Source organism: Zoogloea sp. GDB6 (assembly GCF_056724105.1).
The window spans coordinates 1,754,693-1,773,820 of the sequence record NZ_CM161497.1; the positions used below are offsets into that span (position 1 = coordinate 1,754,693).

Here is a 19,128-nt window from a genome sequence, read left to right on the forward strand (position 1 = left end):
TTTGGTGGAGGGAGTCCAGCAAGCGTCGTGCCATCCGCCTAAGTCGCTGTTTTCCTTGCTTGGCTCCATTCGCGCGCACCAAAGAGTGGCGGCGTGGTGTCTAAATGGTGCGGCCGCTGTAGCCGCGCACCAGGAATGGGCGCGGCTACAGCGGCTCAGGGTCGATGAAGGCGGTCGATCAGGCGAACACCTTCCAGGAACGGGCCGTGCGGGTGCCGAAGATCTGCGGGGCCTGTGGCAACTGATTGGTCGGCAGGAAGCCCGGCGTGATCTTCTTGAACCAGTCCTGATAGCTGGCGGTGGCCGGCAGTGAAGCCAGCGCCTTTAGTGCGTAGTAGGTAAAGGCCCCGTTCGGACGGCCCTTGAAGCTGGTGTCCCAGCTGAACTGACTGTCGGTGCAGCCGGCCAGCAGCAGGTCACCACCGCTGCGCGACAGGCCGCCCGAGGTGGGTAGCTTAGCGACGCGTGGGGCCGGCAGGTCAGCTGCTTTCATCCATGCCTCGGGCGGGAGGAAGCGGGCGCGGGGCAAGCCTGGGTCGAGGTCGAGTGAGTTGCCGCGGGTGACGCTACCCGAGTGGCAGCTGTCGGAGATCAGTACTACCCGCACGCCGGCAGCATGGTGGGTGAAGATTGGTGCGATCTCGTCGTCCAGCAGCACATTGCCGGAACTGATGTCCCACGGGCACAGACCCTCGTCGCGGCCGTCGGGTTCGTCGCCGTTCTGGTCCGGCACCCAGGTGCCGTGGCCGGAGTAGGTGATGATGATGGAGTCGCCCTTGGCCGCGCCGCCGATCAGGTCGGTCATGGCGCCGACCATCGCGGCTTTGGTGGCCTGGCTGTCGAGCAGCTTGGTGACGGCGAAGCCGCGCGCAGTGAGTGCGGCGGCCCAGTCGGTGGCGTCGTTGACGCAGCCGCTCAGGTCGTTCTGCGTGCCCGGGTAGTCGTTGATGCCGATACACAAGGCTTTCTTGCTCATGATCTTCTCCCCCCTCTCTCATGTCGTTTGGGCCATGCAGAGCCTGGCGGCCCAGATCATTGCACTGGCATGGCCCTTGGATTTAAGCACGGGGCGGGGAAAGGTCAATGACAGCCTGTGCGGGCGCGGCCTCAGGCCGTGGCGCGGGGGACGCGGCTGAGTTCCTTCAGCGCGCTGGCCTGATCGAGGATTGGCTGCGGAATCGCCATCTCGCCGGCCAGCATGGCGTGGATCAGTGCGGCGTTGGCGGCGACTTCCGGATCGTCGGCACGTCCTTCGACCGGCGGCGCGCCGCCTTCCTCGGCCGGGAAGGCGATCTGTGCGCTGCCATTCACGAAGACTTCCAGCCGCGGTCGGCGGCGCGGATTGGCGAAGGCTTCACCTTCGGTGCCGCGCAGCAGCATGGATACGCCGCCGGTGGCGACGAGGTGCTCGTGGATGCGTTCCAGGTACTCGGGGTGGGTCATCGAGGCGACCCGCACGCTGTGGCCCGGCGCCGGATCGAGCAGCTTGGCCAGCGTATGGCCGCTGTTGCGTACGCCAAGACGCGGGCGTAGGGCGAGCAGCGGCGCCAGCCCCGGCGCCAGGGCTTCCAGCGGAAGGCAGGTCAGATGCTTTTCGGCGAGTTGGGCTTCCGCCTCTGCGAGGCTTGCCGCCGGATGGATGTCGAGGGCCGCCAGTAGTTCGAAGGGGCTGACCCGGCTGTCGAAGTCGTGGCGCCCCTGGATCAGCACCGGCACGCCGTCCCGCGCCAGCAGCAGGGCCAGCAGGGGCATCAGATTGGCCTGCCGACGGGCGCCGTTGTAAGTGGGCAACACCACCATGCGGGGACCGGCGGGAACGCGGATGCGGGCCGTGCGGGCGTCGAGGGCGCGCTGGAAGCCCAGCAATTCGTCTGTAGACTCGGCCTTGATGCGCATCGACAGAATGATGGCGCCCAGTTCCAGATCGGGCACGCGGCCGTCGAGCATGTCGCCGAACAGGGACTCGGCCTGGTCGATGGTGAGGGGCTTGGAGCCTTTCGGCCCGCGGCCGATCTCCTTGATGAATGGGGCGTAGGACATGGGGAAGAGTGCGCGTATCGGTGGATGACCGCCGAAGTGTATCGGAAGCGCCGCTCCGGCTGGCGATACGGGGTCGCGTCGGGCGGTGAGGGTAGGGCCTATGGGATGTCCAGCGCGATGTCCCGGATCGGCAACCGGGCCACTCCCTGCGGGCCCACCGCCTCGTCGCCGCGGGACGTCACGCGGGCAAACTGGAATCCGGCGAGGCCCGCCAGCGAGAGCTTCAGGCTGCCCAGTTCCTGCTTGAGGCTGGCATCGAGAAAGACCAGCCTGGCGCCCAGGGCGTTGGTTGGTGCGCCGCTGCCGAGCTGCCTCAGCGCGAAGTCGCGCCACGCGGGGTAGTCCCGGCCGCCGATCGTCAGTATCAGGGGCGAGCAGCGGGCGACGCCGTAGTAGGTCAGGGGCTCGCGCTGTTCCCCGACCTTGCGGGCAGAGATGTCGCGGGTCAGATCGAGGCCATCAATCTTCAGGGTGCCGCTGGTGGGCAGGCCATCGACGCTCAAGCCGAAGGTGGACACCAGCCACGGGCGCTGCTTGACGCCGAGGGGTGGCTTCACCGGATTGCCGGGCGGGAGTGCGGCGATCCGCTCGGGCTGGAGGACGGCGCGGGCCACGTAGACATCCTTCAGCGTGGCGGAGCAGGGTGGGAAGTGCAGTTCGGTGAGCACGCAGCCGGCCAGCCGAAAGCCTTCCTGGACATTGCCGTTGAGATCCGTGCGCAGCACTTCCAGGTCGAGCAGGTGATGACCGCCACCGCCCAGTTCGAGCACCCACTTCGCCAGCAACGGGAACGACTGCGGTTGCAGGGACAGGATCAGCTTGCCGAGCTCCGGTTCGCCAATCTGGATGTCGTTTCGCGACGTTGGGACGCCGGTGCCGGGTTCGTGAACCGACCAGTTGATCTCGGGCAGCGTGTAATCCACTAGCGGGAAGATGGCCCCGTCGATGCTCAGGTAGCTGCCTCCGGCGGCGTAAGGGGGCAAAGCGCGTTCGGCCATGATGAACTCTCCTCGATGGAGGGGTCTTACGCTGTGGAGCCGCCCCGCATCCAAGATAGATGCCGTCAGCGCCAAAGACAATGACGATGTCACGTCTTCGTCTGGGTGCCGTGGCCGGTGGCAGCTGCGCCACCGCGGCGGCATGCTGGCGGCTGACGTGAATCGAAAGGGAGAAAGGGTGTGAGATCCGTTTTCTGGAGAGTTCTGCGCAACGCTGCCGCGCTGTTGGGCGTGGGCTTGTGCGTTCCGGCGCTGGCCGCGCCGCAGGTGGATACGCTGCGCCTGCCACCGGGTTTCCGGGTCGAAGTGCTCACCGATCAGGTGCCAAACGCCCGCGGGATGAGCCTCGGTGACTTCGCCGATGGGCGCGGCGTGATCTATGTTGGCAGCCGCACGGCTGGCAAGGTCTATGGGGTGGAGATCGACAAGGGGCGGGCGACGCGCGTGCACACGCTGGCCAGCGGGCTGGAGCAGCCGGTGGGCGTAGCCTACCGGAACGGCAGCCTGTTCGTGTCGGCGGTGTCGCGCATCGTGGTCCTCGACGGCGTCGGCCGCCATCTCGACAAACCGCCGGCGCCGCGGGCCTTGAGCGCCCGTTTCCCCACCGAGACGCACCATGGCTGGAAGTTCATCGCGTTTGGCCCGGATGGCTGGCTCTACGTGCCAGTCGGCGCGCCGTGCAACATCTGCGAGCCGGACGAGCGGCGCTACGCCAACATTCAGCGCATCCGCCCTGACGGCAGCGGTGCCGAGGTGGTGGCGCGGGGCGTGCGCAACACCGTCGGCTTCGACTGGAACCCGGCGGATGGCAGCCTGTGGTTCACCGACAACGGCCGCGACTTGCTTGGTGACGAGTTGCCGTCCGACGAGCTGAACCGGGTGACGAAGAGTGGTGAGCATTTCGGCTATCCCTATTGCCACCAGGGAGATACCACCGACCCGGAGTTCGGCGCGAAGCACACGTGCAAGGAGTTCACGCCGCCGGTAGCGAAGCTGGGGGCCCACGTGGCGGCGCTGGGCATGCGCTTCTACACCGGCCGCATGTTCCCGGCGGCCTACCGCAACAACATCTTCATCGCCGAGCACGGCTCGTGGAACCGCAGCCGCAAGTCCGGCTACCGCGTCGTGCGCGTCGAAGTGGACCAGGCCGGCAAGGTCCTGCGCGAGGAGGTCTTTGCCGAAGGCTGGCTGCAGGTGGACGCCGGCGGCCAGGAAAGCGTGTGGGGGCGGCCGGCCGATGTGCTGGTGTTGCCGGACGGTTCGCTGCTGATCAGCGACGATCAGGCCGGCGCGATCTATCGGGTGAGCTACGGCGGCGGTTCGTAAGCGCGCGTTTCCCCGATTGCATCACCGGGCGGCGGCGGCTAGGCTGCGTCCTTTTCAGTCGCGAGGACGCAAGCAATGAAAGTCGGTTTCATCGGTCTGGGCATCATGGGGCGCCCGATGGCACTCAACCTCCTCAAGGGCGGCTATGACGTGACCGTGTGGGCGCGCCGCGCCGAGTCCATGGCCCCGCTGCTGGAAGCCGGTGCCAAGGGGGCGGCCAACAGTGCGGCGGTGGCTGCGGCCTGTGATGTGGTGTTCTCGATGGTGGCGGACGCTGCCGATGTGGAGCAGGTAGCCCTCGGCGCCGGTGGTGTCGCCGAAGGCGCCAAGGCTGGGCTGATCTACGTGGACATGAGCACCATTGCGCCGGCTGCTGCGCAGTCGATTTCGGCACGGCTCGCCGAGCGGGGTGTGATGATGCTCGACGCGCCGGTGTCCGGTGGCGAGGTCGGGGCAATCAATGGCGCGTTGACCATCATGGTTGGCGGCGATGAGGGGGCCTTTGAGACGGCCAAGCCGCTGTTCGCCTGCATGGGCAAGGCCGCCACGCTGATCGGCGGGCCCGGCGCCGGTCAGGTGGCGAAGGCCTGCAACCAGATTCTCACCGGCGTCGGCGTGATGGCGGTGGCCGAGGCCTTCAACTTCGCCCGCAAGAGCGGTGTCGATGCTGGCCGTGTGCGTGAGGCGCTGCTCGGCGGCTTTGCCTATAGCCGCATCCTCGAGAACCATGGTCAGCGCATGCTCGATCGCAACTTCAAGCCGGGCTTCAAGGCCTGGATGCACCAGAAGGACATGAACATCGTCATGCAGGAAGCCCACCGCCTCGGCTTGATGCTGCCGAGCAGCGCGGCCACGGCCCAGCTCTTCAACGCGCTGGTCGGCAGCGGCATGGGCGAGGAAGACTCTATTGCCGCCCTCAAGCTGCTGGAAAACCTGTCGGGAGAGTGACGGTGCGGGTCGGATTTGTCGGACTGGGTGTGATGGGCCGGCCAATGGCCGGCCACCTGCTGGCGGCTGGCCACGAGCTGGCCGTGTGGGCACGGCGGCCGGAATCGGCGGCACCGCTGGTGGAAGCCGGCGCGCGGGTGTGTGCGACGCCGGCCGAACTGGCCAGCCGTTGCGAGGTGGTGATCTCGGTGGTGACGGCCAGCGCCGACGTGGAGAACTTGGCCCTCGGCGCGGATGGCCTCATCGAGGGTTTCGCACCGGGCGGCATCCACGTGGACATGAGTACCATCGCGCCGGGGACTGCGCGCAAGGTGGCGGCTCGCTATGCGGAGCGCGGCATCGGCTGGCTGGATGCGCCGGTGTCCGGCGGCGAGATCGGCGCGCGGGATGCGACGCTGGCGATCATGGCCGGCGGCGAAGCCGAGGTGCTGGAGCGCGTGCGGCCCGTGCTGGCCTGCATGGGCAAGACGGTGGTGCACATCGGGCCGGCCGGTGCTGGCCAGGTGGCCAAGGCCTGCAACCAGATGATCATGGTCAATGCGATCCAGGCCTGCGCGGAAGCCATGCGTCTGGCCGGTGCCCACGGTGTAGACCTGGCCCGTGTGCGGGAGGCCCTGCTGGGCGGCTCGGCCGGTTCGCGGGTGCTCGACGTGATGGGCGACCGCATGGCCCGGCGGGATTTTGTCGCCGGCATCCAGTCGCGGCTGCATCACAAGGACTTCGCTATCCTGATGGAAGAGGCCCGTCAGCTCGGCGCACCCTTGCCGGTGGCGGCCCAGACCTGGCAGCAGCTCAACGCGCTGATGGCGCTGGGCGGCGGCCGGGACGATACGGCGAGCCTCTTGAAAGTGCTCGAACCCGCGGGAGAATGATCGTGACGACGCCAATTTCACGCCGACGCTTTGCGCTGTTGTTGGGCGCCGCAGTGGGGGCAACCGTACTGGGTGGCTGCGCCGGGTTGTCGCTGGGCCTGAAGAAGCCCGACGTGAAGGTGGCCGGCATCCGGCTGCTGGACGCCGGCCTGTTCGAACAGCGCTTCATCGTGAGCCTGCGCATCACCAACCCGAACAACGCCGAGATTCCCATCGAAGGGCTCAACTTCAATGTGGATATCAATGGCCAGCCCTTTGCGCACGGCGTCAGCAATCAGCCGGTGGTGGTGCCACGGCTCGGCGAGGCGGTGCTGGAGGTGACCGCCACCACCGGGCTGGACAAGCTGCTGCGTCAGTTCGGCGGGCTGGGCCGGGGCCGCGACAGGGTCGATTACCGCATCCGCGGGCGCCTGGTGACCGGCAACCTGGGCGGCTTCGACTTCGACAAGAGCGGTGAGGTAGCCTTCCCGAAGATCCTCGGCGGCAGCAACGGGCCGAAGACCGAGCCGACGCCGGACAAGGGGCCGTCGGAGAGCTTCTGAAGCGCTGGACGCCGGACCGGCGACAGGTTAGCTGCGGTCCGCTTACAAACGAACATCGGCTTACAACCCGACGCCAACGCCGGCGTGGGTGCCGCGTTATTTCCTGCAAGGGGCGGCAATTGCGCCGCCCGATTCCAGCAGGAGTAGAACGATGAAAAAGCTCATGATCCCGGCGGTTCTGGCCGCTGTCGTTTTCAGCGCCAACGCCTTTGCCGACCATGGTTGGGATGATGACGATCACTGCGATCATCGCTACCGTCACGGTGGCCGTCCGGTGGTGGTCTATGAGCAGCCGCAGGTGGTGTATCAGGCGCCGCCGGCTGTCTATCAAGCCCCGCCGCAAGTGGTGTACCGGGAACGCATCGTGTATCGCGACCGGCCGGTGTATTACGCCCAGCCGCAACCCGAGGCCTATTACCCGCCGCAGCCGGCCGTCGCCTATCCGCGCTACGACGGCAACCGGGTGGTTGGTCAGGCGGTGGGCGCTTTGGCGGGTGGGGTGATCGGCAACCAGATCGGCCGCGGCGGTGGCCGCGTGGCGGCCACTGCAGTCGGTGCGGTGCTGGGCAGCGTGGTCGGCGGCCGGATGGCCGGCTACCCGTACTGATCAGAGCGGCGTCAACGACACCAGCCGTGAAGCGCGCAGGCCGCGCAGCATGGAGGTCATCTCGGTGGCGCTGATCGGCTTGCTGCACAGGTAACCCTGGTAGGCGTCGCAGCGCCAGCGGCGCAGCAGGGCCAGTTGGGCTTCGGTCTCGACGCCCTCCGCGATCACTTCCAGCCGCAGCGTATGGGCCATTGCAACGATGGTCTGGGCGATGGCGGCGTCGTCGGGTTCGCTGACGATGTCCTTGATGAAGGAACGGTCGATCTTCAGGCGGTCGATCGGGAAGCGCTTGAGGTTGGCGAGGCTGGAATAGCCGGTTCCGAAGTCATCCACCGACAGCTGCAGGCCAAGCTTCTTGCATTCGGCCAGCAGGCTGCGGGTGTGTTCCGGATTGCGCATAACCAGGCTCTCGGTCAGCTCCAGGTCGAGGTAGGCTGGCGGCAGGCGCGCGCCTGCCAGTGCGGCCTTGATGGTGTCGAGCAGGTCCGCGTCGTCGAACTGGCGAGCGGACAGGTTGACGCCCACCGGCACGCGGCAGATGCCTTCCTGCAGCCAGGCATGGTTCTGCCGGCAGGCCTCGTGGAGCACCCAGGCGCCGATCGGTACGATCAGGCCGCACTCTTCGGCGATCGGGATGAAGACGTCCGGCGACACCATCGTGCCGTCCGGTTGCCGCCAGCGGATCAGCGCCTCCAGGCCGATCAGTTCGCCGGAGAGCGTGTCCACCTGGGGCTGGTAGAACAGTTCGAGCTGATTGGCGTCGACGGCTTGGCGCAGGCGGTTCTCCAGTTCGAGGCGCTCGCTGTAGCGGGCAGACAAGCTATGGTCGAAGAACTGGTAGTTGTTGCGCCCCCGCTCCTTGGCCAGGTACATGGCGGCGTCGGCGTTTTTTATCAGCGCGTGGCCGTCAAGGCCGTCGCCCGGGTAGAGGGCGATGCCGATGCTCGGGGTCACCGTGCACTGTTGGCCGGACAGATCGAAGGGGCGGGCCAGGCTGGTAAGGATGCGCTCAGCTACGTCCTCCGGCATGGAGCCTTCCTCGAGGTCGCCGAGGACAACCACGAATTCGTCGCCGCCGGTGCGTGCCACCAGATCGCCGTCGCGCACGCAGGCGCGCAGGCGTTGGGCAACCAGCAGTAGTAGTTGGTCGCCGGCTTGGTGACCGAGGGTGTCGTTGACGAACTTGAAGCGATCAAGGTCGGTGAACAGCACGGCTACGCCCCGTTGCAGCTGGGAGGCTAGGCCGATTGCTTCGGCCAGGTGTTCGTTGAGCAGGGTGCGGTTGGGCAGCGACGTGAGATTGTCGTAGTGGGCGAGGTGGCGGATGCGGCTTTCGGCTGCCCGTCGCTGGGTGATGTCGGCGATGATGCCCAGGTAGCCGCGGATCTGCTTCCTGCTGTCGTGGACCACTGAGATGGCGATGTTGGCGGGGAAGATGCTGCCGTCCCGTCGCCGCAGGTTGATCTCCCGTGGCTCCGTGTGGTTGCTGGCGCTGGCTTCTTCGGCGAGGGCGGCAAAGCCGTTGTTGCGGTGGGCGAGGGTCCAGCGGGCGATGTCTTCGGCGGTATGGAAGACCAACGGTGTTTCCAGCCCGACGAGTTCTTCGGCCGAATGGCCGAACAGACGTTCGGCGGCCGGGTTTACGACTCGGATGATGCCGTTGGAGTCGGTGTAAACGATGGCGTATTCGGCGCAGTCCAGAATCGCCCGTTGCAGTGAGGTGGTCTCCCGCAGCAGGGCTTCGGAGCGGGCGTGCTTCTCGACCTCGGTTTCCAGCAGGCGGTTGGTTTCGGCCAGCGCACTGATGTACTGGCCGAGGGCCTCGTTGGCGTCCGCCAGTGCGAGGGTCTTTTCGGTGACCTGCTTGCGGATCGCGTCGGCGCGGGTTTGCAGCACGTACAGGATCAGCGCGGCCAGCAGCCCAAGGGACAGGCCGGAAAAGAGCTGGGCACCCGCATCCGGCCCCGGATCCAGGAGCAGTTCCCGGGCGTCGGGGGCGGCAATCAGCAGCCAGCGGCGACCGTAGAGCTGGATGGCTTCCGCGTAGGATTGGTCGCTCAGGCGGTAGTTCGGGGTCGCGAACAGGCGGTGGGCGCCGTCATCGGCATCGATGAGCTCGAATTCCAGCGGAGTGCGGCCTTCGCCTGTCGCCGGGACGAGCATTTCGCGAAGCAGCCGGCTCAGCGGGACTTCGATGAACACCAGCTCATGGGCGGTTGCATGGGGCGTCGCGAGAGATTTTACGGGGGCGAGCAGTAGGAGGTCGTCGCCGTCGTCGGCCTTGCCCTGGCGCTGTGTGTGCAGATGGCTGGCGACGCCGGCCTCGCCGTTGGCGGTGTCAACGATCAACTGGCGGAGGGCGGTGCGGCTGGGTTCGTCCGGAAGGTGGGATGGGGCGACGAAGGCTGCGCCGGACGGTGGCTCGCCATCGGACTCCACTGATACGCTCACCAAGGCGTCGTCGCCGCTCAGGCGGAGTACGCCGAGCCGGCGGATTTCCGGATAGTGGGCTCGCAGCGGAGCGACAAAATCCGCGAACTCCCGTTCGTCGATCCGCGGCGCCTGGGCCACGTGGCGACGCATGACCTCGCTGAGGGTGACCAGGCCCTCCGTCCTTTCGCGCAACTGGGCAATGTGCTGTCGAGCCAGCTGCTGGAAGCGCACGCCTGCCGCCTCCCGCTCCTCGAGGATGGTGGCGTGGTAACTGTTCAGCGTGAAGGCAAGAACCAGGGTAAAGACGAGTACGGCCAGCCCGTAGCGGCGAAACACGTTGACAACCTGAGCGGATGTCGTGCTGCGGGTCATCGAGTCTCCTGAAGGATGAACGGATCTCTGTCGGCGGATCCTCCCGCGGACTTAACGGTCGCAGCCGCCCAATCTTGAGTCCCGGACCGTCCTAGTCCTCGCCGAAGACCAGGCGCAGCCGCTCGGCTTCGTGTTCGTGGTCTACTTCTACGTCGGCGAAGCGTTGCGCGATGGCGCGGAATTCGTCCTGCAGCTCGATGAAGGCGTCGAGGATGTCCGGGTCGAAGTGGTTGCCGCGTCCACGGAGCAGGAGTTCGCTGGCTTCGTCGTGGGTGAAGGCCGGCTTGTAGACGCGCTTGCTGATCAGTGCGTCGTAGACGTCGGCAACGGCCATCAGGCGGGCCGACAACGGAATGCGTTCGCCGGCGAGGCCCTGGGGATAGCCGCTGCCATCCCATTTTTCCTGGTGGGAATGGGCGATCTCCTTGGCGTAGCGCAGGTAGCTGGCGGACAGGCCAAACAGCGACGCGGCCTTGCTGATGGCCTCCATGCCCAGGGTGGTGTGGGTCTTCATGATCTCGAACTCGGCTGGAGTCAGGCGGCCGGGTTTGAGGAGGATGCGGTCGGGGATGCCGACTTTGCCGATATCGTGCAGCGGTGCCGACTTGTACATCAGCTCGATATTCTCGTCGTTCAGCTCGGTGGCGAAGCGCGGGTGGTGTTGCAGGTGGCGGGCGAGGGTGCGCACATACATCTGCGTGCGCCGGATGTGGTTGCCGGTTTCGTTGTCACGGGTTTCGGCCAGGGAGGCCATTGCGACGATGGTGGCGTCCTGCATCAGCCCCAGCTCGCGGGTACGGCGCACGACCTCCTGCTCCAGGTAGGCATTGCGGTCGCGCAGGAAGTCGCTAGCTGCTTTCAGCGTCAGGTGGTTGCGGATCCGGGTGAGGACCAGCGGCGGGCTGATCGGCTTGGTGATGTAGTCCACCGCGCCGGCATCGAAGCCGAGTTGCTCGTCCACTTCCTCGTTACGGATGGTCAGGAAGATCACTGGAATACTCGCGGTCTGCGGGTCCCCCATCAGGCGCCGGCATACCTCGTAGCCGTCGATGTCCGGCATCGTCACGTCGAGCAGAATCAGGTCGGGCTGCGGCGTACTGGCCGCCAGTGCCAACGCGCGGGCGCCGTTGGTGGCGATGCGGGTGCGGAAGTCGGCGCGGTGCAGGCAGTGGACGATCGGCTCGATGGAGTCGGGCGCGTCATCGACCACGAGGATCAGCGGATTGCGAGGGTCGGTAGAGGGCATCGGTGAGAGGCTCCGGGCGAGTGCTAAGCGCCGTTCGGCTGGGTATGCGGGGACAGGCAGGCCAAAGCCTGATCATAATCGTAAGCCTGCAGAGCGCTAGCGATTTCTCCGGCGATCTCGTTGCCCAGGCGGGCGGTGAGATCGGCGCGGATCTGCTTGAAGCGGGTCGGTGCCGTACCGTCGGCAGTGTCGAGAAGATGGGCCAGCTCCCGCAGGGCGGCGTCGAACGCTTCGTCACTGAGCTGCCTGCCTGCATCGGCTTCCTCCTCGGGCGGGAGGGTGCGCATCAGCAATGCCTGCAGTGCGTTCAGTTCGGCGTGCAGGGTGCTGCGTGCGGTATCGGTGGATTGGCCCTTGCGCAGGCCGCTTTCAACGGCTGCCGCAGCTTCCTGCAAGGCCGTGGCGCCGAGGTTGGCTGCAGTGCCACGCAGGGTGTGGGCCAGGCGTTCGGCGGTGGTGAGGTCGCCGGCGGACACTGCGGTATCGATGCGTTGCGGGCAGTCGGCCTGACTGCGGGTGAAGTGGCGCAACAGCGCGAGGTATTCGCTGGCGTCGTTGCCGACCCGGCGCAGGGCCGCGGCCACGTTGAGGCCGGGGAGCGGCGGCAGGCCGACGGTGGCCGGCGGCCGTGGGGTGAGGGTGGTGCAGCCGCCACGGGTGTGGCGCAGGATGGCCTCGACCAGGTGTTCGAGCACGATGGGTTTGGCCACGTGGTCGTTCATGCCGGCCTCGAGGCAGCGCTGGCGCTGGTCGGCCATCGCATGGGCGGTCATCGCGATCACCGGCAGCCGGGCCAGCTGCGGATTGCGACGGATCCGCCGGGTGGCCTCGAGCCCATCCATTTCGGGCATCTGCAGGTCCATCAGCACGACATCGAAGGCGTCCGGCATGGCGTTGAGGGTGTCGACGGCGATCCGGCCGTTGTCGGCCACGTCGGCCTGGGCACCGAGCCGCTGCAGAATGCCGCAGGCGATCTGCTGGTTGATGTCGTTGTCTTCGACGACGAGCACGCGCAGCCCGGCCAGGCTGGGGGCGTGGGCGAGTGCGCCACGGGCCGGCAGTGCAGCGTCGGTGCCAAAGGCGCTGACGATGGCGTCGAGGAGGGTGGAGGCCGTGGCGGGTTTGTGCAGGTAACCGTCGGCGCCGGCTTCGGCGGCGTCGGCCGAGGTGTTTTCATCGCCGAAGGCGGTCAGCAGGATCACCGTCGGTGGGGAGGTGAGGCTGCGGTCCTGCTTGATGCGGCGGGTTGCCTCGATGCCGTTCTGCTCGGGCATGCGCAGGTCCATCAGCACCAGTCCGAAGCGATCGCCGCCGTCGGCCCGGCGCACCGCGGCCACGGCTTCGGCCGCGGAGGACACGGCCTCGCTGCGGAAGGGGAAGTTGCGCAGCAGGTCCAGCAGCACCGTGCGGGCCACCGGATGGTCGTCCACCACCAGGACCCGCAGGCCCTCGAGGACACCCGGCAAGGCGCGCGGTGCGCGGGGCTCGGCGAGTTCGAAACGGAGATCGAAGCTGAAGCAACTGCCTTGGCCGGGAATGCTGCGTACGGCCAGTTTTCCACCCATCATCTCGACCAGATGACGGGAAATGGACAGGCCCAGCCCGGTGCCACCGAAACGGCGGGTCATCGAGTCGTCTGCCTGGGCGAAGGCCTCGAACAGACGGTCAAGCTGTTCGGTGCTCATGCCGATCCCGGTGTCGCGGACGGTGAAGCGCAGTACGGCATGGCGCAGGGCCTGTTCCGCTACATCGACCTGGACCGCCACTTCGCCTTTTTCGGTGAACTTGACGGCGTTGCCGAGGAAGTTGGTCAGGATCTGGCCCAGGCGCAGCGGATCGCCGATGAGGTCCTGCGGAACATCCGGCGCGAGTTGCAGTAGTAGCTCGAGGGATTTGTCGCGGGCCTTCTGGCCGACGAAGGTGAGTACGTTGTCGAGCACCTGATCGAGGGCGAAGGTGATGTGTTCGAGGCTCAGCTTGCCGGCTTCGATCTTCGAGAAGTCGAGGATGTCATTGACCACGTGCAGCAGCGAGGTGCCGGCGGCGTGGATCTTCGTAACGTAGTCGTGCTGGCGCGGCGGCAGTTCGGTGCCCAGGCACAGGCTGGCGAGTCCGATGATGGCGTTCATCGGGGTGCGGATCTCGTGGCTCATGTTGGCCAGGAAGCGGGCCTTGGACTCGGCCGCCTCTTCCGCCAGGCGTTTGGCTTCGCGCAGCGTCACCACGGCCTGGCGGTAAAGGGCGAGATCCTCGAAGACCCAGATGCAGTGCGTGATCTCGCCGTTGTCCTCGGCCAGCCCGCTGACCGACAGGCCGACCCACAAGGGGTCGCCGCTGCGCCGCCGGAGCTGGCATTCGCGTCGCCAGATACCATTGGTGCGCAGTGCGTCCCACTGTTCGGCGTGGAAGTCTAAGGGGAGGCCTTGGGCGTCGAGCAAGTCCGGTTGCGTGCCGCTAAGCTCGTCGGTGCTGAAACCGCAGACCTGGCGGAAGCGTGGGTTGGCGTATTGGATTGCACCACCTGGCAAGGTGATGACGAGCATCGACGGGCTCTGCTCGACGGCCAGGGAAAGCTTGCGCAGCTCCTGTTCGGCCGCCTTGCGGGCCGTGATGTCATAGCTCCAGCTGATCAGGGCCGGTGCGCCCCTCATCTCGATTTGCTCCATGGTCATCAGTGTCCAGAACGGCGTGCCGTCGACGTTCTGGAACTCGACCTCCATGTCCTGTACCGGCCATCCGTCGCGTAAACGGCCGAGGGCCCGTTCGCCCACTGACGGGTCGCGGAACCAGCCGGTGACGGAGCGTTGCATGAAGGTCTGCATGTCGGTGCCGGCCAGCACCAGAGCCCGCGTGTTGGCGAATAACGGAGTGCCGTCCGGGCGGTTGATGACCACGGCGATCGGGCTCGATTCGAGCATGCGCCGGCTCCACTCGTCGGCACTGCGAGCCTTGCGTTCGGCGGTCTTCTGCGCAGAGATGTCCACGATGACGCCGAGCAGGCCGCCGGGCTCGCCGTTGGCCAGGCGGAAGCCGGAGACCCAGTAGAGGACGTCGTGCTCGCGGCCGTCGGCGAAGGGGAGGCTGCGCTCCGTGTGGGATGCGCCGGCGTTTGCGATGATCTGCAGGTCTTCCTCGTGGAAGGCCATGCGTTCGGTCGGCGGCAGGTAGGGGAGTTCGAGCACCGTCTTGCCGAGGAGGAAGGCGCGGGTGGTGCCGAAGGCGTCCTCGTAGGCCAGGTTGCAGCCCAGGAAGCGTCCAGCGGGGTCCTTGTAGAACACCGGGTTGGGCAGGGCATCGATGAGGACTTCGATGAACAGCAGCTGGTTGGCCGCTGCCTGGGTCTTCTCTTCCAGTTGGTGGGTGCGTTCGTCGACCTTTTCTTCGAGCTGGCTGCGCGCCTGGAGCAGTTCGTCCGCCGCCCGTTGCAGCTGGACGCGCATGTTCTCGTGAGACTCGGCCAGTTCGGCGACCTCCCGCCATGGCGTGTCGATGGGGGGGCCGGGCGACAGATCGAGGCGGCCAATGCGTTCGCTGCGTTCGACCAGGGTGGCGAGATCCGCTTCGATGCGTCGGGACACGCGGCGGGCCAGGTGGGCCGCGGCGAGCGCAGCCAGTACGATGAGCAAGGCGAGGGCCGGTGCCACGTCGCGCAGGCGTGCCGGAATGAAGTCCGCCTCGCGGGCAAAGCCGCCGACCCACCACTGCTGGCTACCCAGCTGAACCGGGATGAATTCCGCCAGCCAGCTTTCGTGTTCGTTCTCGAAGTGAAGGATCTTTTCGCTTTGCCGCTCGCTGTCCAGCCAGCGGGCATAGCCATGGGTGAGGAAGTCCACATTGAGCTCGGCGGCCGGGCGCAGGATGGCGCCGTGCCGGTCTGCCCGGTTGGCGAAGCGTGGGTAGCGCGGGACGCCGACCACTTCCCCGGCCGCGGTGAGCACTGCACTGCCACCCCGTTCTCCGATTGGGCTGTCCATGGTCAGCTGTGACATGTCGGCGAGCTGGATCTCGAAGGCGAGGACCCGGGCCTTGCCGTCGCCGCCTTTCCAGCGCGTCGCGATGGCAATCCCGCCGTCCCCGTCGGGCGTGTTGCGGTAGGGGGACGACCAGGCCAGCGGGTCGTTGGCGGGAGCCTGCAGGGCCGTATCGAACCACGGGGACCGGCGCGGATCCTCCCGTTCTTCGCCGGTTTGTTCGTGCTGCAGCTTGCCGGCACTTGTCCAGTGCCACCAGCGGCTACCGCCGCCTTGGCCCACGGGCGGCGTGATGAGGTTGGTCCAGCCCTTTCCATCCCGCCTCAGGCTCAATTCCCGGCCGTCGGCAGCGGCCAGGTGGATGGCCGTGATCAAGGTGCCGCCATTCAGCACCGGCAGCAGGGCGGTGTTGAAGGCTTCGACGTCGTTGAAATCGAGGCGGCCGGCTTCCCCTAGCGAACGTGCGGTGCGTAGTTCGATCTCGATGTGCCGGAAGCGTCGTTCGACTTCGGCCTGGATCTGGCGCGTCGCCAAGTCGAGCTGGACGCGCGCCAGCGTCTGGGTGGCCGGTGCGACGACCAGGTAGTGGAAGGCGCCGCCGAATACCAGCAGACAGGCCACGAAAACGGCCGACATGCGCCACAGGAGACTGCGCGCAAGGCTTTGCCGCGGGGCGGCGCTGGAGGTCGGGTGGGGCATCGGCCGGGCCGTCAGTCCAGGTCCGGGGACGGAGGATTGATGGCTTCCGGGACGTTGGCGGCCTTGGCCTGGCCGTAGGTCTTGAATCTCGTGATCACCTCGGCCATTTCGGTGGGGCCCAGCACGACTGGCGTGCCGAGCTGGCAGGCCCGCCAGTATTGCTCGCAGAGGGTCTCGAACTCGATGGCGAGGGCCAGCGTGTGGCGCAGGTCTTCGCCGAACACCAGCATGCCGTGGTTGGCCAGCAGGCAGGCGTTGCGGTTCTCCAGTGCGGCGATGGCGGAGGCCGACAGGTCCTGGGTGCCGAAGGTCGCGTACGGGGCGCAGCGGATGCTGTCGCCGCCGAAGCGGGCGATCATGTAGTGGAAGGCCGGGATGTCGCGCCGGTGGCAGGCCAGCGCGGTGGCGAAGGGGGAGTGGGCATGCAGCACGGCGCCCGCTTCAGGCCGCGCGATGAAGATGTCCCGATGGATGCGCCACTCGCTGGACGGCGCATAGGGGCCCGTCCAGCTGCCGTCCATCGCCACCAGGGCCATGTCGTCACCGCTGCAGTCTTCGTAGGGGCGGCCGCTGGGGGTGATCAGGAAGCCTCGCGCACAGCGCACGCTGGCATTGCCGGCGGTGCCGGCATTGAGTCCACTGGCAGCCATACTGCGGGCGGTGGCGAGCAGACCTTCGCGAAGTACGTTTTCGTTCATCAGAGGCCCCCTGGGGACGGGATCATCGGTGGGCCAGTGGGCCCAGCGCGTCGGGTGGGCATATGCCCAGATCGGTGATTATGCCATCCAGCAATGGCGCGGGCGTGACGTCGAAAGCCGGATTGCATGCGGAGGCTCGCGGCGGTATCAGCTGCACACGATGCACCTCGCCGTCGTCGGCCAGGCCGCTGATCGTGCGCACTTCGTCGGCGCTGCGCTCCTCGATCGGGATGTGGCGGCCGTCGGGGCAGTGGAAGTCGATGGTCGAGCGCGGTGCGGCCACGTAGAACGGAACCTCATGTGCCGCGGCGGCCAGAGCCTTGAGGTAGGTGCCGACCTTGTTGGCGGTGTCGCCGTTGGCGGCGATGCGGTCGGCGCCGACGATCACGCCGTCCACGCGTCCTTCCGCCATCAGCCAGCCGGCGGCGTTGTCGGCGATCAGCGTGTGCGGCACACCGGCGCGAGCCAGCTCCCAGGCGGTGAGCAGGCCCTGGTTGCGCGGCCGGGTCTCGCTGACCCACACGTGGACCGGCAGCCCGGCGGTGTGGGCGGCGTAGATCGGTGCGAGCGCGGTGCCGTGGCCGCAGGTGGCCAGCCAGCCGGCATTGCAGTGGGTCATCAGCTGCAGCGGGCGTTCGCCGGCGCCTGGCAGCTGGCGCAGCAGTTCGAGGCCGTACTGGCCGATGGCTGCATTGGCGGCGGCGTCGCCGGCGCGGATCGCCTCGGCCTCGGCCCAGGCGGCGGCACTACGCGCGCCGGCCGGCAGCGGGGCGAGCGCCGCGTGCATGCGGTCCAGTGCCCAATGCAGATTGACGGCGGTGGGGCGGGTCTGGCGCAGACAGGCATCGGCGGCCTGCAGCGCGGCATCGGAGGCGTCGTCACGCAAGGCCAGCGCGATGCCGAAGGCAGCGGTGGCGCCGATCAGCGGGGCGCCGCGCACCTGCATGTCGCGGATCGCGGTGGCAGCGTCGGTGAGGCTGTCGAGGCGGAGGAAGACTTCCCGGTAAGGCAGGCGGGTTTGGTCGAGAATCACGACCTGGTCGCCGTCGCGACGCAGGGTAGGGCAGGTGTCGGACACGGTGGTTCCTTGTTGGATGGCGGCCCGATTGTAGCGGCGCCTGACACCGGTTGGCTCTGCCGCGGTCGATCTGCCAGAATCGGAGAGCCTGATCCGGAGTGTATTTGCGATGCCGTCTTTTCCCATGCCGCTCGTTTCCCGTCTGCCCGAAGTGGGAACGACGGTATTCACCGTGATGTCCCGCCTGGCCCAGGAGTGCGGGGCGATCAACCTGTCCCAGGGCTTTCCCGATTTCAACGCGGAGGACCTGCTGTTCGAGCGGGTCGCCCACTGGATGCGCAGCGGCCACAATCAGTATGCGCCGATGGCCGGAACGCCGGCGCTGCGCGCGGCGATCGCCGCCAAGGTGCAGGATCTATATGGGGCGGCCTACGATCCGGAGCACGAGATAACGGTGACGGCCGGCGCCACCCAGGCGCTGTTCACTGCGGTGGCGGCGCTGGTCCATCCTGGCGACGAGGTGATCGTCTTCGAGCCGGTCTACGATTCCTACGTGCCGGCCATCACCTTGCAGGGTGGCGTGGTGCGCCGCGCTCGCCTGGCCGCGCCGGACTACCGGCCCGATTGGGACGCGGTGCAGGCGCTGGTGACGCCGCGCACGCGGATGATCATGATCAACACGCCGCACAACCCCACCGGTACCGTGTGGTCGGCAGCCGACCTGCAGCGGCTGGCGGAGATCACCCGCGGTACGGGCATCGTGGTGGTGGCCGACGAGGTGTATGAGCACATCGTCTTCGACGGTGCCCGCCACGAAAGCGCCGCCCGCTACCCGGAACTGGCCGAGCGCAGCGTCATCGTCTCCAGCTTCGGCAAGACTTACCACGTGACTGGCTGGAAGGTCGGCTACGTGTTGGCGCCACGGGAGCTGATGGCGGAATTCCGCAAGGTGCATCAGTTCAACGTGTTCACCGTCAATACGCCGGTGCAACTGGCGCTGGCCGACTACATGGCCGACGCCGAGCGCCATCTGCGCCTGGCGGCTTTCTACCAGGAAAAGCGCGACTTCTTTCGCTGTGGGCTGGCGGCCACCCGTTTCGAGCTGCTGCCCTGCGCTGGCACTTATTTCCAGACGGCGCGCTACACGGCGATCGCCGACCTGCCGGATACCGAGTTCGTCGAATGGCTGACCCGCGAGGTCGGCGTCGCGGCGATTCCGCTGTCGGCCTTCTTTGGCGACGGCCGCGACGAAAAGGTCATCCGTTTCTGTTTTGCCAAGCGCGACGACACGCTGGAGGCGGCTTTCGAGCGCCTCGGACGCTTCTGCTAAACTGGCCCGCAATTCCCCGGAGGCCCTC

At 67.1% G+C, this 19,128-nt stretch carries 14 protein-coding genes; 6 read left to right on the forward strand and 8 right to left on the reverse strand.

The annotated features are described in order from the left end of the window. Positions 1-178: 178 nt before the first annotated feature. From AC1PQG_RS07975 to AC1PQG_RS07985, 3 genes are all read right to left on the reverse strand, one after another. A complete protein-coding gene (locus AC1PQG_RS07975; RefSeq protein WP_481122063.1) occupies positions 179-976 on the reverse strand; it encodes a caspase family protein in 798 nt (265 codons plus the stop codon). Positions 977-1,107: 131 nt separating this feature from the next. Beyond that, entirely contained in the window at positions 1,108-2,040 is a 933-nt protein-coding gene (ybiB, locus tag AC1PQG_RS07980) for a DNA-binding protein YbiB (protein ID WP_481122064.1), read from the reverse strand. A gap of 98 nt (positions 2,041-2,138) precedes the next feature. Then, on the reverse strand, positions 2,139-3,038 hold the full coding sequence (locus AC1PQG_RS07985; protein ID WP_481122065.1) for a hypothetical protein: 900 nt from the start codon (positions 3,036-3,038) through the stop codon (positions 2,139-2,141). Positions 3,039-3,218: 180 nt separating this feature from the next. On the opposite strand from AC1PQG_RS07985, the gene AC1PQG_RS07990 reads away from it, so the two are divergent. From AC1PQG_RS07990 to AC1PQG_RS08010, 5 genes are all read left to right on the forward strand, one after another. Next, a complete protein-coding gene (locus AC1PQG_RS07990; protein WP_481122066.1) occupies positions 3,219-4,364 on the forward strand; it encodes a PQQ-dependent sugar dehydrogenase in 1,146 nt (381 codons plus the stop codon). A 75-nt stretch (positions 4,365-4,439) separates the two neighbouring features. After that, entirely contained in the window at positions 4,440-5,312 is an 873-nt protein-coding gene (locus AC1PQG_RS07995; protein ID WP_481122067.1) for an NAD(P)-dependent oxidoreductase, read from the forward strand. A gap of 2 nt (positions 5,313-5,314) precedes the next feature. Further along, positions 5,315-6,184: an NAD(P)-dependent oxidoreductase gene (locus AC1PQG_RS08000; RefSeq protein WP_481122068.1), complete on the forward strand. Its 870-nt coding sequence runs from the start codon at positions 5,315-5,317 to the stop codon at positions 6,182-6,184. A gap of 2 nt (positions 6,185-6,186) precedes the next feature. After that, positions 6,187-6,726: an LEA/WHy family protein gene (locus tag AC1PQG_RS08005; protein ID WP_481122069.1), complete on the forward strand. Its 540-nt coding sequence runs from the start codon at positions 6,187-6,189 to the stop codon at positions 6,724-6,726. Positions 6,727-6,877: 151 nt separating this feature from the next. Then, entirely contained in the window at positions 6,878-7,333 is a 456-nt protein-coding gene (locus AC1PQG_RS08010) for a glycine zipper 2TM domain-containing protein (protein ID WP_481122070.1), read from the forward strand. Here AC1PQG_RS08010 and AC1PQG_RS08015 read toward each other — a convergent pair whose 3' ends face one another. The 5 genes from AC1PQG_RS08015 to mtnA all read right to left on the reverse strand — a co-directional run bounded on the left by AC1PQG_RS08015 (position 7,334) and on the right by mtnA (position 17,830). Then, complete coding sequence (locus AC1PQG_RS08015) at positions 7,334-10,138, reverse strand: putative bifunctional diguanylate cyclase/phosphodiesterase (RefSeq protein WP_481122071.1); 2,805 nt, start codon at positions 10,136-10,138, stop codon at positions 7,334-7,336. Between the two features lie 91 nt (positions 10,139-10,229). Continuing rightward, positions 10,230-11,384 (reverse strand): HD-GYP domain-containing protein, encoded by a 1,155-nt coding sequence (locus AC1PQG_RS08020; RefSeq protein WP_481122072.1) that lies wholly within the window; start codon positions 11,382-11,384, stop codon positions 10,230-10,232. A gap of 23 nt (positions 11,385-11,407) precedes the next feature. Next, entirely contained in the window at positions 11,408-16,054 is a 4,647-nt protein-coding gene (locus tag AC1PQG_RS08025) for a response regulator (protein ID WP_481122073.1), read from the reverse strand. 11 nt (positions 16,055-16,065) lie between these two features. Continuing rightward, positions 16,066-16,752 carry a class II aldolase/adducin family protein gene (locus tag AC1PQG_RS08030; RefSeq protein ID WP_481122074.1) on the reverse strand — a complete coding sequence of 229 codons (687 nt, stop codon included), beginning with the start codon at positions 16,750-16,752 and terminating at the stop codon, positions 16,066-16,068. Positions 16,753-16,774: 22 nt separating this feature from the next. Further along, positions 16,775-17,830, reverse strand: coding sequence for an S-methyl-5-thioribose-1-phosphate isomerase (gene mtnA, locus AC1PQG_RS08035; RefSeq protein ID WP_481122075.1), 1,056 nt, complete (start codon positions 17,828-17,830; stop codon positions 16,775-16,777). 109 nt (positions 17,831-17,939) lie between these two features. Here mtnA and AC1PQG_RS08040 point away from each other — a divergent pair, with 109 nt between their 5' ends. Continuing rightward, positions 17,940-19,100, forward strand: a complete 1,161-nt coding sequence (locus AC1PQG_RS08040; RefSeq protein WP_481122076.1) for a pyridoxal phosphate-dependent aminotransferase — start codon at positions 17,940-17,942, stop codon at positions 19,098-19,100. Positions 19,101-19,128 lie beyond the last annotated feature (28 nt).